This window comes from Gracilibacillus sp. Marseille-QA3620 (genome assembly GCF_054950035.1).
On the sequence record NZ_CM143102.1, the window covers coordinates 1,130,020 to 1,144,744 of the forward strand.

14 protein-coding genes are annotated in these 14,725 nt (G+C 41.5%); 5 read left to right on the forward strand and 9 right to left on the reverse strand.

Annotated elements, in window-relative coordinates; translation table 11 throughout:
- Window positions 1–9: 9 nt before the first annotated feature.
- The 6 genes from ACY8DX_RS05800 to ACY8DX_RS05825 all read right to left on the reverse strand — a co-directional run bounded on the left by ACY8DX_RS05800 (window position 10) and on the right by ACY8DX_RS05825 (window position 4,574).
- On the reverse strand, window positions 10–771 hold the full coding sequence (locus ACY8DX_RS05800; protein WP_462406356.1) for an STAS domain-containing protein: 762 nt from the start codon (window positions 769–771) through the stop codon (window positions 10–12).
- On the reverse strand, window positions 758–1,411 hold the full coding sequence (locus ACY8DX_RS05805) for a cobalamin B12-binding domain-containing protein (protein ID WP_462406357.1): 654 nt from the start codon (window positions 1,409–1,411) through the stop codon (window positions 758–760). Before ACY8DX_RS05805 ends, ACY8DX_RS05800 begins: the two co-directional genes overlap by 14 nt.
- 3 nt (window positions 1,412–1,414) lie before the next feature.
- Window positions 1,415–1,789: a hypothetical protein gene (locus ACY8DX_RS05810; protein ID WP_462406358.1), complete on the reverse strand. Its 375-nt coding sequence runs from the start codon at window positions 1,787–1,789 to the stop codon at window positions 1,415–1,417.
- The gene (locus tag ACY8DX_RS05815; protein ID WP_439802530.1) at window positions 1,789–2,094 is read right to left on the reverse strand and encodes an antibiotic biosynthesis monooxygenase family protein; all 306 of its coding nucleotides are present in this window, start codon (window positions 2,092–2,094) and stop codon (window positions 1,789–1,791) included. Before ACY8DX_RS05815 ends, ACY8DX_RS05810 begins: the two co-directional genes overlap by 1 nt.
- Before the next feature lie 368 nt (window positions 2,095–2,462).
- Complete coding sequence (locus ACY8DX_RS05820; RefSeq protein WP_462406359.1) at window positions 2,463–3,113, reverse strand: GyrI-like domain-containing protein; 651 nt, start codon at window positions 3,111–3,113, stop codon at window positions 2,463–2,465.
- Window positions 3,114–3,407: 294 nt separating this feature from the next.
- Window positions 3,408–4,574 carry an IS256 family transposase gene (locus ACY8DX_RS05825; protein ID WP_462405874.1) on the reverse strand — a complete coding sequence of 389 codons (1,167 nt, stop codon included), beginning with the start codon at window positions 4,572–4,574 and terminating at the stop codon, window positions 3,408–3,410.
- 323 nt (window positions 4,575–4,897) lie between these two features.
- Between ACY8DX_RS05825 and ACY8DX_RS05830 the strand changes: the two genes are divergently transcribed.
- Window positions 4,898–5,551, forward strand: a complete 654-nt coding sequence (locus ACY8DX_RS05830; RefSeq protein ID WP_462406360.1) for an FMN-dependent NADH-azoreductase — start codon at window positions 4,898–4,900, stop codon at window positions 5,549–5,551.
- A gap of 74 nt (window positions 5,552–5,625) precedes the next feature.
- Here the strand turns inward: ACY8DX_RS05830 and ACY8DX_RS05835 are convergent, their stop codons facing one another.
- Entirely contained in the window at window positions 5,626–6,471 is an 846-nt protein-coding gene (locus ACY8DX_RS05835) for a TetR/AcrR family transcriptional regulator (RefSeq protein WP_462406361.1), read from the reverse strand.
- A gap of 146 nt (window positions 6,472–6,617) precedes the next feature.
- Here ACY8DX_RS05835 and ACY8DX_RS05840 point away from each other — a divergent pair, with 146 nt between their 5' ends.
- Window positions 6,618–9,704, forward strand: coding sequence for an efflux RND transporter permease subunit (locus ACY8DX_RS05840; RefSeq protein WP_462406362.1), 3,087 nt, complete (start codon window positions 6,618–6,620; stop codon window positions 9,702–9,704).
- Between the two features lie 66 nt (window positions 9,705–9,770).
- On the opposite strand, the gene ACY8DX_RS05845 is transcribed toward ACY8DX_RS05840, so the two are convergent.
- Window positions 9,771–11,057, reverse strand: coding sequence for a UDP-glucose dehydrogenase family protein (locus ACY8DX_RS05845; RefSeq protein ID WP_462406363.1), 1,287 nt, complete (start codon window positions 11,055–11,057; stop codon window positions 9,771–9,773).
- Window positions 11,058–11,209: 152 nt separating this feature from the next.
- Between ACY8DX_RS05845 and ACY8DX_RS05850 the strand changes: the two genes are divergently transcribed.
- The 3 genes from ACY8DX_RS05850 (at window position 11,210) to ACY8DX_RS05860 (ending at window position 14,309) form a co-directional block, all read left to right on the forward strand.
- Window positions 11,210–12,010, forward strand: coding sequence for a UTP--glucose-1-phosphate uridylyltransferase (locus ACY8DX_RS05850; RefSeq protein WP_462406364.1), 801 nt, complete (start codon window positions 11,210–11,212; stop codon window positions 12,008–12,010).
- Between the two features lie 218 nt (window positions 12,011–12,228).
- Window positions 12,229–13,215 (forward strand): phosphotransferase, encoded by a 987-nt coding sequence (locus ACY8DX_RS05855; RefSeq protein WP_462406365.1) that lies wholly within the window; start codon window positions 12,229–12,231, stop codon window positions 13,213–13,215.
- On the forward strand, window positions 13,212–14,309 hold the full coding sequence (locus ACY8DX_RS05860) for a glycosyltransferase (protein WP_049671708.1): 1,098 nt from the start codon (window positions 13,212–13,214) through the stop codon (window positions 14,307–14,309). The genes ACY8DX_RS05855 and ACY8DX_RS05860 overlap by 4 nt, the downstream gene beginning before the upstream one ends.
- A gap of 40 nt (window positions 14,310–14,349) precedes the next feature.
- Here ACY8DX_RS05860 and ACY8DX_RS05865 read toward each other — a convergent pair whose 3' ends face one another.
- Window positions 14,350–14,718, reverse strand: coding sequence for a hypothetical protein (locus ACY8DX_RS05865; RefSeq protein WP_462406366.1), 369 nt, complete (start codon window positions 14,716–14,718; stop codon window positions 14,350–14,352).
- Between the last annotated feature and the right edge of the window lie 7 nt (window positions 14,719–14,725).

Sequence of the window (14,725 nt, forward strand, 5' to 3'; positions counted from 1 at the left end):
TGTACCTTTTTATTGATAATATTTCTTCAGTACATATTGTAAGGAAGGCTTAAAGGTAACATATAGGTTAAATTTTTCTTTATAAAGGATCTTGGCTAGCCGCGGGTTTGCACCAATAATTTGTACCTTATTCCCATTCATGAGATGAATGGTCTTGAGGAGGTCCATAAACTTGCTGATGCCACTCTCCTTAATATCCGCGATGGAGGTGAGATCTACCAGTACATCGTCATACTCACCAACAAAGATGGAATGCAGGACATTGGCAGAGATCACATGAATCATCTCCTCCGTTAGATCGCCGAATAAGGGGATATATCCCATCGTCGCCGTTAAGGGGATGAAGGGGCCGGATAGCGAGTTCAATCGGTAAATCGTTCTCTCCAATTTTTCCTTTTGTTCATATAGCTCAAAGTTTGTATTGGCCAGGCGGCTTTGCAGCTGCATGATTTGGTCGGTATAGCCTTGAGTCGTTTTATCCTTTGAGGCGAAAAGAATGTGAAGCTTATCCTCGTGATCCCATGAGATGAATAAATCAAAGAGGGAAAGGGGATTGCTTCGTGTTTTTAATACGACCTCAATGGGATGCTGCTCATCCTGCTGCAATGTGTTGGTGATTAATTTATTCATGCTTTCCTGGTCGATAATGTCATCAATTTGCTTGGTACGCAGGTCAAAGAGATTGAGTGCCCGTGAATTCGAGCTGACAATTTTGCCATTAGATTCAATCACTATATAAGGGAGGGGAAGCGGGATATCAATAAGCTGCATTTTCTTTTTCTCCCATTTGATAATTTTTCAGCCAATCATTTATGACTGTTAAATCTCCAACAATTTGTGTGTTTCTGCTAATATGACTGGTCAGGTCGTACTTGGCTCCCAATCTGCCTCCGGCAAATATTGTGGCAGAAGGGGAGATGGCTTCAAGCTGGTCACAATAGGATTTCAGCTTTGGAAGATTGGTGACGATGGATACAGAAAGGCCAATCGCGTCAGGCTCCCATTCTGCTGCGGTATGCCGGGCATATTCTAAAGGCAGGTTAGGCCCGAAATATTTCGTCTCCCAGCCGTGGTCGATGAACAGAAAATTAGCCATTTTCAAGCCAAGAAAATGCTGTTCTCCTTCTAAGCATAAAAACATGGCACGTTTACGGGGAGCTGAACCATGCCTTGACATATGAATGGAAGAAATCCGTGAGAGGACAAAGTCGCATACAGCGGTTGCTATATGTTCATCCGCGACGGTGATTTCATTGTTTTCCCAGAGTGCCCCTATTTGGTGCATGGCAGGTGTGATAATATTCTCATAGATTGTGAGGATTTCTTCATCCTTATACTTCTCTATATATTCCCACGCGAGAACAGAGTTGCCCTTTAGCAGAATATCGGCGAATTCGGTTGCTTTGTACATATCCTACGCCTCCTCTTTTGCTTTTTCAGCCTCCAATAGCTGTATACCTTCCAAAAGAAGAGCTTGATAGGCTTCTCTTCTCTCTAACGAAAGATCGGATTCCGGGACATGGTTTAATTCTTCTTCAAGGATTTCATAGTTATCCAGGAGAGTTTGCGTTCCCATATGGAATTTCTGAAGGATTCCATTCAGCCATCTAGTGTAATCTGTGAAAATGGTTGAATCCTTCAATTCTGAAGCGGTGTGGAGATGGTCTAAGTGATGCTGGTTGTCCGCTTTACATTTTGCAATGCCCTTTTCCCCGTATCGTTCTTTTAAGGAAGGGTCACGTTCGTATATACGAATGGTCACTTGATTGATTAATTGTGTCGTATTCATTAAGTTGCTACCACCTTATATTTTGTCACCTTTGGAATGATAGCAGCTAGTTCTTGATCCGGGTACTTCTTCTCTAAATCATGGATTTGTTTGAATTCCTTGCTTCTTGCCCAATTTAAATAATCCTCTTTCGTCTCGAAAAGAAGCTGGACAGTTAATTCACCTGATCGGCGATCGTTTTGCAGGAGCAGAAAGTCAATAAAGCCTGCAGCTTGGTCAACAAGCTTCGAACGATTTTGGTAGATTTGAATAACCTCATCCGCTTTTTCGTCTGGAACAAGGAAAGTTGAGAAAACAGTATACATGGTATCCCCTCCTGCAAGAAAAGTAATCTGCCTCATTTATGGATGGACAAGAGCAGGTCCGGTTGTTTATATACAGCAGATCATGCAGTGTTGGAACCTGTTTGTTTACCTAGTAAAAAAAGGAAAATGTGAATCTATTATATCATAGTTGATATCATAGCAAAATTACACGGCTTGCGATTCCCCGCAGCAGTGGTTCTAATGCTTCAGTGGGAAGCTATTTGAATTGAAACAATCAACGATATAATTCTTTGTTTAAGGAGAACACGTTTGATTACGTCGTTATTAGCTTATACGCCCAGCGGTGTCATTAAAACAATTGATTTTAGAAGATACACAAAAGAAAAGCCTGAACACGTAAGGGGTGTTCAGGCTTTTCCTTCCATTGGCTCAACAGGCAGCCTGATTATCGTCTTAAGCCGGTCCGTTCTTGTTCTTCTCGGGTCAGAAAGGTAGATTTCATGATGCTTTCTTTCACACGTCAATGGTCTTTGCAGCTGATGCTCTACCATGTATTCCTCCATTTGTTTGAAGGTTTCCTGTTCAGTATCATAGGATCCTATATGCATCATTTGGACCGTTCTGCCTTCCTTATATACGGACAGATAAACCTTTGTAAAGTCTAATGAAGGTTTTTTCCTGCTAGCTTCCTCCTTCGCCCATTTCACGGCCTCCTCATTAACGAAGCTTGGCTGGCGAATCATAGCAGTCCACAGGAAATGCTTCTTATCTGAGAGGTCATGAGGATTCTCTGTCCACCACAGTCCTTCAAGAGGCGGAACAACGTATTCAAAATAATGATCAATCGGATGACTTCCTTTCTTACTCATCTTAATTGTATATGAAAGGGTATAGAGCATCTCGACAGCCTTTTGGTATTCCCCTTTTTCATCATTTGGATCCCCGCTTCCGTCCACCATCAAAAAAGACATTTCAGGTACTTCAGCCATTACAGGCCGCGTCGGCGGGTTGTATAAGTTTTTCTCTATCTTCTTGAAGTCCACCTTGCTCACACTCATATCGGTCACCTACTATCTTTTTTCTTCTATTCTTACCCGCTTATACATCGCTTTAAATACCCACTATTTAGGTGTGATGATTTTCCAGTCAAGTCCTCAATTTTGTGTAAATTACTAAAACAACTGTTTTCCGCTATCTTAGTTTGATTGGTTTGTTGTTTCCCCCCTACATTTTTTTGAGCGAAACTTCCATGGTTCCCTAGCTCACAATCAGTGAAGGTTGTCAAAGACGCCCTTTCCTTTGACTACCTTCACTGATTGTGAAATCATCATGGATGGAAGTTTAAAATAGACCTATTTACCAAGAGATTTTTTCTTGTCATAGCTAGATTCTTGATAATGCATCAAAACAGCTCCCACTAACCGAAACGCAGATTGGGTGTTTGGAAAAATCCGTATGACCTTTTCTCTTCTGCGGACTTCCTGATTTAGTCGTTCCAGTGAGTTTGTACTACGGATATGAGGATGCATCTTCGCGGGATGACTCATGTATTGGATGGTATCTTCATATCCATCATCAAGTATTTCCAGGGCCTTTTCATACTTAGGTTCGTCACTAAATTGCTTCATTAATTCCTCCTTGAAACGCCGGCTATCCTCTATTTTTACAGCTCCGAATACTCGCTTGATCATGCTCCGTATTTCTTCCGAATTCTTTTTGGGAAGCTTCTCGATTATGTTGCGCTTAAAATGGACATTACATCTTTGCCAGCTAGTCCCAATGAACTCACGCTGGATGGCCTTCTGTAAACCCTGATGTGCATCGGAAATCACGAGTTTTGGGGATTGGAGACCACGAGATTTAAGCTGTTGGAAAAATCTCGACCAACTTTCGAAGCTTTCCACATGATCTATGCTCAAGCCGAGGATTTCCCTTTTGTTTTTCTCCGTTATAGCTGTCGCTATATAGACAGCTTTTGATACAACCCGATGGTTTTCCCGCACTTTAATGTACATGGCATCCACGAAAAGATAAGGATAAGTATCCATATTTAATGGTCTATTTGCCCACTCGTTCACAACGGGATCCAACTTTTGAGTAAGAGAAGAAACAAATGATTTAGAGACACTTTCACCGCAAAGCTGTTCGATGATATGTGTTACCTTACGGGTAGAGACTCCATTGATCACCATTTCCAGCATGGATAAGATGAAGGCTTGGTCACAACGAGCATATTTCTCGAAGACCGTAGGGGAGAAGTCACCACTTCGAGTTCTGGGAACCCTCAACTCAAGCTTGCCGATACTCATCGTCAACTCACGATCATAGTAGCCGTTTCGAAAATCACGTCGCTGGTTGGTGCGCTCATAAGCCGAGGCTTGGATGAACTCATCTCTCTCTTTCTCCATGTACTCGTTTAAGACCAATACAACCGCCGATTTAATGACAGTATCTAGATTAGAATTAATAACGGATTCTTTTAAAATGTCCATATCAAGGTTAAACTGTAACTGAGTCATTTATATTCCTCTTTTCCACTAATTTTTCGTAGCTGAAAACAGTGTTGCCAAGAGTGAATAAAATGACTCTCTTTTTTTACACAATTATATGGACTTAATCTGATTTTCCTGTATTAAAATCATTCTTTTGGAGTGTCCTAAGGATATATAGAGTAGATGTGCAGATGATGAAATGGGAAGAACGTTCTGTTTTTTATTAATCTGAGCTAGATTTTTTGTGAATTTTTCTAAACAGTGATATTCTAACTCAGCTAATTCCGGGGTGAATGAGTAGGAATTAAGTAGGATATAAATGAAATGGAGTAATTGGAGGTACTGAATAAATGACAAATGTGTTAGTGGTTAAGGCGAATAATCGTCCGGCGACAGAGGGAATCTCCAGCAAGATGTATGAAGTATTTATGGAGACCGTGCGAGAAGAAGGGAAACTGAATGTTTCCACTTATGATGTGTATGAAGAGGATACCCCTTATTTCGGGCAGACTTTATTCGATGCATTTGGCAAGAACCAATCAGGTGAAGAGTTAACTGAGGAAGAAAGCCGTCTGTTGAAAGCAAAGCAAAAAGCCATGGATGCCTTTGCTAGTGCAGATATTATCGTGTTTGCCTTCCCTCTTTGGAATTTAACCATTCCGGCAAAGCTGCAAACCTTTATTGATTACATTTATGCCTCAGGTTTTACCTTTAAATATGATGCTGAGGGAAATCTCGTGCCATTAATGCCAGATAAGAAAATTGTTCTTCTCAATGCCCGCGGCGGTATTTACTCTACTCCAGAAATGGCACCTATGGAGATGAGTGTTAACTATATGAGAACTGTATTCGGTTCATTGTTTGGAATGGAAATTATTCATGAGGTCGTCATTGAAGGTCATAACGCACAGCCTGACCAGGCAATGGAAATCATTGAAGAAGGTATGAATAGGGTGCGAAGTGCAGCACGTGAGCTTTCGAATACTTATCAAGTGAAAGCATAAATGGCTAGTAAGACAATCGATGCTTTTTGTCGGTTGTCTTTTTTAGATTAAATGAAAAGGCAGAGTGATTTTGGTCACTCTGCCTTTTCATGCTGTTCACTATATAACTCGTACTGATAAGCTGCCCATTTGCTGTGTGAATTTGCTTGAAGGTTCTTTAGCAATCCTTGGATAACGGCTTTTGGCAAAGTCATCTCCTCGAGATTTTGGCTAAGTAAGCTGATGGATTGCTCGATGATTTCATCTGTGATCTCGCCTTTCGTTTTCTCAAGCAGCTCGAGAAGCTGTTCCTTTGAAGGGGAGAGGCAGCTCAATAAAGGTGTGTTGAAATACTCTGCTGTGACGAATGGAATGGACGCTTCACGTGCAAGAATGATCGTTTTCTCCACAAGTGATTGACATAAGGAATCCAGGTCTACCGGGTAATTGGATAGGATGGATAATTCCGGATAGAATTTAGAGAAGCCTTTGATTGTATAGGCTAAATCTGCCCGCATATTTTCATTTAGCTGCGGGAATTGCTGATCGATGATAGAGAAAATAATAGAATTTATAAATTCATCGTACTTATTAAGCACGAGGAAGATTTCTTGGTTCAATGCGGTTAGATTTTCCTTCATGAATATCTTGGCATGCTGCGATTTCCCTTGGAATTGACTGAAAAATGAATAGAAAAAGTTATAGAGCAATTTATCTGAATTCATGGATTGTCTGACTGAACGGTCAATCTCTGCCACAAACTCACTAATGAAATGCTCAATCATCGCAAAAATTAATTCATCTTTTGATGTAAAGGAAAGATAAAATGCTCCTTTTGATATCCCGCATCGATCTGTTATTTGCTTGATGGATGTGGATTCAATCCCGTTTTCAGCGAATAGTTCCAATGCTGTATCCATGATTAGCTGTCTCTTCACCATGTTAACACTCCTGACTAAATGATTGACATATGACCGGCTGGTCATTATTATAAGTAATTGTAGGAATTTAGTCAATTGCACAAAAGGTGTGATTAGACAGAAAACAAGAATGTGAGAAAAATTACATACATGAGGATGGTGTGAACTTGAAAGGTTTAGTCAATTTTGTCCTGAAGAATAAGCTGGCAGTTTGGTTATTAACCATCATTATTACGGCTTCAGGCATTTATTCAGGAACGAGAATGAAGATGGAATCAATTCCTGATATCTCCATTCCTTACTTGATGGTAATGGATGTTTATCCAGGAGCTACTCCGGAACAAGTAATGAATGATGTATCGATTCCGATGGAAAAAGTAGTCGAGGGCTTAGAGGATGTAAAGGCTGTTTATTCAACTTCCTCCTCGATTGTTGCCCAAGTACAAGTGGAATATGATTATGGCGTTGATATGGATGAGAAGAAGAGAGAGCTTCAGTCCGCACTTGATAACGTGAACCTCCCAGAGGATGCTGAAGAGCCTTCCATCATGTCAATCAGCTTAAATATGATGCCAATCATGGCATTGTCCATAAGCAGTACGGAAGAGGATATTGTTGAATTGACATCAACAGTTGAAGATAGCATTCTTCCGAAAATCGAGAAGATTGACGGTGTTGCGTCAGCTTCCATCACAGGTCAGCATATTGAAGAAGTTAACTTTACCTATGATGAAAAGAAAATGGCTGATCTAGGTCTTGAAGAAGATGACGTGAAACAAATGGTTCAAGCGAGTGATATGGCATTATCACTCGGACTATACGAATTTGAAGATAAAGAAGAAGCCATCAGCGTAGATGGTAAGTTAAAAACAGTAGATGAGCTAAAGGAATTGCTGATTCCAGTAACCCCATCTGAAGCAAACCCGGCTCCGTTCGTGAAGCTAGGGGATATTGCTAAAATTGAAAAGGTGGGCAAGGTTGAATCTGTCTCCCGGACGAATGGCGAGGACGCCATTTCCATTCAAATCGTAAAGGGTCAGGAAGCGAATACCGTAACGGTTGCAAATGCCGTTAAGGACTTGATTAAAGATGAGCAAGAAAAAATGGACGGACTTGAAATCGATGTAACTCTTGACCAAGGAGAACCAATTGAAGAATCTGTCTTTACGATGGTCGAAAAAGCTTTGTTTGGCGGTTTGATTGCCGTCTTAATCATTCTTTTATTCCTTCGTGATGTGAAGTCTACGATTATCTCGATTATTTCCATTCCAGTATCTGTCTTCATGGCGCTTCTGCTATTGAATTGGCTGGATATCACATTGAACATTATGACATTAGGAGCGATAACGGTCGCAATTGGCCGGGTAATAGATGACTCCATTGTTGTTGTTGAGAATATATACAGGCGGATGCACCTGAAGGATGAGAAACTCCATGGGCGAGCGCTCATTCGTGAGGCGACCATTGAGATGTTCAAGCCGATTCTTTCATCCACTTTAGTCACGGTTGCTGTATTTGCGCCAATGATCTTTGTCGGTGGAATGGTTGGCGAGTTATTCACGCCGTTCGCACTGACGATGACATTTGCACTTGGTGCATCACTGCTTGTTGCAATCACGATTGTTCCAGTTTTATCCCATACACTTTTCCGCAAGAAATTGTATGGTGAGAAAGATGATAAGCAGCATAAAGAAGCTGGTAAACTGGCAAACTGGTATAAAGGTGTACTAGAAAAAGCATTGAACCATAAGATTATCACTTCTATCATTGCGGTTGTCCTCCTTGCAGGATCACTTGCCTTGATGCCGTTGATTGGCTTCAGCTTCCTCGGCTCTGAAGAGGAGAAAACGATGTATGTAACCTATTCTCCTGCAACTGGCGAGCTTGAGGATGAGACACTTGCCAATATTGAAGAAGTTGAGAAAGCATTAATGAAACGTGACGATATTGATATTCTTCAAGTATCTGTTACAGATAGTGAAAGTGCGGACCCTGCAGCCATGATGATGGGCGGCAGCGATGGTGCGTTAATGTACCTCATCTTTGACCCGGATATGAAGGACTTCCCGGCTGCGAAGGAAGAAGTGGAAGAGTATCTCTTCAACCTCGGCCAATCCGGTGAATGGAAAACACAGGATTTCACATCCATGTCTGTAGCATCCAATGAAGTCAGCTATACACTCTACAGTGAAGACTTAGATGATTTGAATAAGTCCGTTAAAGATATAGAAGCAGCTTTAGGGGATATCGATGGACTTGAGGATATTGAATCCGATGCCGAAGATCCATATGTAGAAAACGTCTTTGTCGTCGATCAGGAGAATGTGCTCCAATTTGGATTGACAACTGCTCAAATTGTTCAGGCACTTAATGAAAACTCCTCGAAGGAAGTATTGACAACTGTTGAAAGCAACGGTGAAGACATTGAGGTAGTCGTTCAGCATGAAGCAAAAGTACAGGCGAAGAACCTGAAGGAATTACTAGAAACAGAGATTCCAACAGCGACCGGAACACCAATGCCATTGTCTGAGCTCGTTGAAGTAGAAGAAGATACAACCTTAAATACGCTTTCTCGAAGCAAGGGAGAATATTATGCGACTGTAACGGCAACCATTACCGATGATGACATCTCTAAAGCTACCTCTGCAGCTGATAAGAAGATTGATAATCTCGAGCTGCCGAAGGGAGTTACGACTGGAGTAGAGGGTGTTGCAGCTGATATGTCTGAAACCTTCACACAGCTTGGAATTGCCATGATTGCTGCCATAGCGATTGTGTATTTCATTCTTGTTGTAACATTCGGTGAGGGTCTCGCCCCATTTGCGATTCTCTTCTCCTTGCCATTTGCGGTTATCGGTTCATTCGTTGGATTGTACTTGACCGATTTGACAATCTCCGTTTCCGTTATGATGGGTCTTCTGATGCTGATAGGGATTGTCGTCACGAATGCCATTGTCCTTGTCGACCGGATTATCCATATGGAGCATGACGGTATGGGCATGCGTGAGGCAATATTAGAAGCGGGTACAACTCGTCTTCGACCAATCCTCATGACGGCCATTGCAACCATTGGTGCAATGCTTCCGATGGCTCTTGGAAATGGCGGAGGCGGCCTAGTATCCCAGGACCTTGCCGTGACCGTTATTGGCGGGTTGATTTCATCAACTGCCTTGACACTTGTGATTGTGCCAATCGTCTATGAAATCCTCTCCAAGATGCTTAAGAAAAATCGTAAGGACGAACGTGAAGATTAAACAATAAAACACCGCCGGAAAGCATAAGGCATATTGCCTTACAGCTTATCCGGCGGTGTTTTTCTTTTAGGAGCGAGCGACGGCGATATAGTGCAAGCCTTCTTTATAAACCTCTGACGGCTCTAAGCAATTCCTCGCATCGACAATTGTATTCCCTCTCATCAGATCCTTCATCTGTTTGAAGTCAGCCTTCTTAAACTCGTCCCAATCTGTTGCGATAATGACGCAATCGACTCCTGTTATGGCATCTTTCATTGTGCTGTATTCTGTTACCTTTTCAATCGGAACAGGCAAATGAGCTTTAGGGTCATAAGTACGTATTTCTGCGCCAAGATCACTCAATTGCTCAATGAGTGCAATGGCAGGTGAATAGCGGGTATCATCTGTATTTGGTTTGAAGGCAATACCAAGTACCCCTATTCTTAACCCAGCCATATCAGGGAAATGCTCTTGAATCTTTTGCAGGTAGAGCTGGACCTGTGTTTGATTGGTTGTTTGTACAGCCTGCAGGATAAGAGGGATGATCTGCTTCTTCAAAGCACTGTGCTCAAGTGAGCGAACATCCTTTGGAAAGCAGGAGCCGCCATATCCAATACCGGATTGAAGGAAATGGGGACTGATCCTTGGATCAAGGCCAATGCCCTTTACGACATCCTCTATGTTGACGTGATATGAATCGCAAATACGGGCGATTTCATTAATAAAGGAAATTTTTGTAGCAAGGAAGGCATTGGAGGTATATTTAATCATTTCTGCTCCGGATAAGCTAGTCACCACAAACGGAGAGGCTAATTTTTTGTAGATTTCCTGCAGGATTGGAAGGGAACGACTGTCATCATCCTTTTTTCCAATGACAATCTTATCGGCATGGAACATGTCCTGTAAGGCAGAGCCTTCACGAAGGAATTCAGGATTAGAAACAACGGAGAAGAGTGCCGGGTCTACACCTTTAGCAATCAATGTATCATAAATCCATTCATTGGTTCCTGGAGGAACGGTGCTTTTCGTGATAATGGTCGTATAGGAGATTAGTGCACCAGCTAATTGATCGATGACAGATTGTACATAGGTAAGATCGGTTTGACCATCTATCATAGCAGGTGTACCAACGGCGATAAAAACAACAGATGATTGTTTAATAGCTTCTATTGGGGAAGAGCTGAAGGACAGGCGCTCCTTGTTCTTTACAACCAATTCCTTTAAGCCGGGTTCATAAATCGGTATCTCTCCTTGTGATAATGATTCGATTTTCTCTTTATTCGTATCCACGCAGCAAACGGCGTGACCTAAATCGGCTAATACGGCTGCCTGCGTTAAGCCGACATAACCAGCGCCGATTACACAAATTTCCATAATGCTAACCCTCCCGATGATTTGGTACTCCTTATCTTATTAAGAGAGGTAGATAAGCGTCCCTTGCATTCGCCTAATTTCCACAAATAACGTGTCCTCTTATCATTTTTTGAATATGATGTAGCAATCGTGCCAAGAAAGGGGGAGAGTTATTGATCAAGAAAGCCATCATCCCTGCAGCCGGTTTTGGTACAAGGAGTTTACCGGTTACAAAGGTTATCCCGAAGGAATTGTTCCCTATTCATAATAAACCTTCTATTCAATATGTTGTTGAAGAGGCAGCTGCAGCTGGCATTGAACAAATCCTGATTATTGTTTCACGGTCAAAGAATTTAATCATTGATTACTTCGATCATTCGCTAGAGCTGGAAATGTTTCTGCAGAAGGCTAATAAATCCGCTTTAATGAATAAGGTGAAATTACCCGATGTCAAACTATATTACACAAGGCAGCCACTGGCACGAGGGTTGGGAGATGCTGTGAGATTAGGGAGGGAATTTGTCGGAGATGATCCGTTCGCGGTTTTGCTTCCAGATGATATCGTTGTCGGGGGCGGTCTCGGGGAGCTGATTAAGGTTTATGAAGAGACGAAAAGTCATGTGGTCGCATTAAAGGCGGTAGAAGAAGAATTCCTGAAAAACTATGGTGTTGCTCAAGTGAAACAAGAGCGTGAGGATTTATTTGAAGTGCTGGACATGATTGAAAAGCCGCAAACAAACCCTCCATCTAACTTGGCGGTCATCGGCCGATATGTATTTAACTCTTCTATTATGGATGCACTCGCAGAGCAAAAGCCCGGAGCGGGTGCCGAAATACAGCTGACAGACAGCATCAAGAAGGTGCTTGAATCAGAGAGATGCTATGGCAAGGTTTTAACTGGCAAAAGGTATGACATAGCTATGACGGAGGAATACATCGCCCTGCAGCGATATTTACAGGATAGCGAAGATTAGTATTTTAAGAATGGACAAGACAGAAAGGCTAATACCACTGGAGCAGCTGCCAAGGGGCTTTGGCAGTTGCTTTAAAATGTCTTTTTTACAGTTTTGGGACAGACGTATATACGGATAGGGAGGAGGCGGCATTTATTATACGAAGAGGATGGTTGTGGAGTAAGTTTAATGCCATATATAAATACTTGAAGGCAAGGCGTGATTTAAAGGAGGGCAAAATGGAACCTCAGCATGTAAAAACACTACCGGAAGTGATGAGTGAATATAATTTATCTGGATCAGATTATGAGATTATTTCTGAATTAAAGCATGATAAGGTCTGGCTTATCAAGGATAAGAAGTACGGAAGAAGGCTTGTTGTTAAACGGTTAGAACAATCCAGGACCGTATTTCCAATTCTTTTGCACCAAAAATTATATGAAAGCGGCCTTTTAGTACCCCCTGTCCTTTTGACAAAAAATGGTGAGGCTTATGTTCGGAAAAATGACCGCTACTATTATGTGAATGAATTTGTTCAATCATTAGAGAGGATAACGATTGAAAGGCGTATAGAGGCACTTGCTGCTTTTCATAAAACAGCCAGATTTAAAGAATTAAGAGGAATTGATGAAAGTCTTGAAGGGATAAAGCTGGAAGATTTCATGAAGGATTACACCCTAAAGATAAAGGACATTATTTATTGGGGAGATAGGGTCAAAAATCCTGCTTTGAAAGCAGAACTAGTGGAAATGACCCGTATGGGTCTGAAGGTTTTTCATCATATTCAAAATATAGATGTTGAAAATTATCTGCAAAAAATGGAAGGAAGGCATATGATCTGTCATGCTGACTTCAACACGAATAATGCCTTCTTAACAAGAAAAGGAAATGTATTGGTGATGGATTTTGACTTTGCGCACTTTGGCCCGCCTATTGAAGATTTTCGTTTCTTGATGATGTCCTTCATGCGTAAAGAAAATCAAAATATGGAGAAATTGCTAGCCAGCTTGTTTACAATCTACTTCAAATTCTTAGAGGAAGATAAACCTTATATGGAGCTCTATCTTTTAGATTCTATGTTTCCGCACGATTTCCATAAGCAGCTCACAAGCATGCTGAAGTATGGGGACATAGGGGTGCTTGAGAAAAATAAAAAAAGCATCATATATTGGGCAGGCCGTGAAAAAGAGAAATACCGTTTTCTTTTAAAGGGGGTATTGAAATGAAGACAATTGCTGTATATATAAAGGAGAAGATTAAGAATCATCAACGATTTATTTACAACCAGATTGTTCATATCAAACGCTACAGAATGATTGTACTTGGTCCCTTTGATCAAACGGAGGATACACAATACCCGTTCGAGAATTTTTATAATATCAATAGAATCTCGGATTTAAAGACATTCTTTCAAGAAATGAATGTGATTGCCATTCATGCGCATCACGGCTCCCATGCCAATGAAATTCTCCCTGTCGCCGTGGAGCATAATATTCCGTTGATTGTCAGCATTAGGGGGAGAGATGGTTCGGCTGAGCCCGAAATCATTGAGCAAAGCATGAAAAGATATGAGTCCTTGAAGGAGCATGGAGCATTGTTCATTCCCGTTTGTGAATACTTGGCAGATGGGTTGAAACAAATGGGATTTCCAGAGGAGAAAATCCATGTTCTCTATGGAGGAATTGAGCTTGACCTTTTCCCCTTTATCGGTCATTCCCTGCCGAATAAAGGGGAAATTCGCATCCTTTCTGTCGGAAGGCTGGTTGAGAAAAAAGGGCACGAAACCTTAATCTATGCTTTCAATCTTATTCATTTCCTTTATCCAAATGCACGGCTCCACATCATTGGGGAAGGGAAAGATGAACAAAAGTTACGGGCGTTGATTGACCGTCTCATGCTGAATAATGTGGTCATATTGAGAGGAGCTTTGACCTCACCAAAGATTGCCGAGGAACTAAAGAAAGCCCATATTTTCTGTCTTGCCAGCCATAAGGCTTCAAGTGGTGATGTTGAGGGGATTCCTAACGCTATCAAGGAGGCAATGGCAATCGGCATCCCAATTGTCACGACAGAGCATGGCGGAATTCCGGAAATGATGAAGCATAAGAAAACCGGTTATTTGACACCGGAGAAGGATGTACTAGAACTTGCGAGAGGATTTCTTTATTACCTCGATAATCCAGAATTATGGGAAGGGATTACATGCAGGGCTCGCTCAGTTATTGAGGAGAAATTTAACTTCAACAAACAACTAAAAGAACAGGAGCGGTTGTATTCACTGCTTGATCCGAGTAAAAAAAAGGGGAAATCGAAGAAATAAAAAGGCTCGAATAAATTTTCGAGCCTTTTTACACGGACAATTAATCAACGGCTGTGGCTTTGACCGCATGAATGGTGCCTTTTGTGTTAGCGGAAAGATTTCGAATAGCGTCAATCTCTTCCGGATTGATGCAGTTACAGATGGATTGGTCAACCTGGCTCGCAAACTCGGCTGCAGATTTCTCAATTTTCTTAATTTCACGAGTGCGATCAAGCATGTATTTAACATTCTGCAAATGAAGGTCAAAGATCACATCGATGAGCTGCTGGTCACTGGAGGAAGAAAAAAATGAACCATCATGATATTCTTTGCTTAAAGAATCTATCTCAACATGACAGGAACGAATTTGTTCCAGAAGTTCTAGACTTACTTCAAATGCGGCTTTTCTCTTTGAATCTTTGCTAACCATGGTAAAC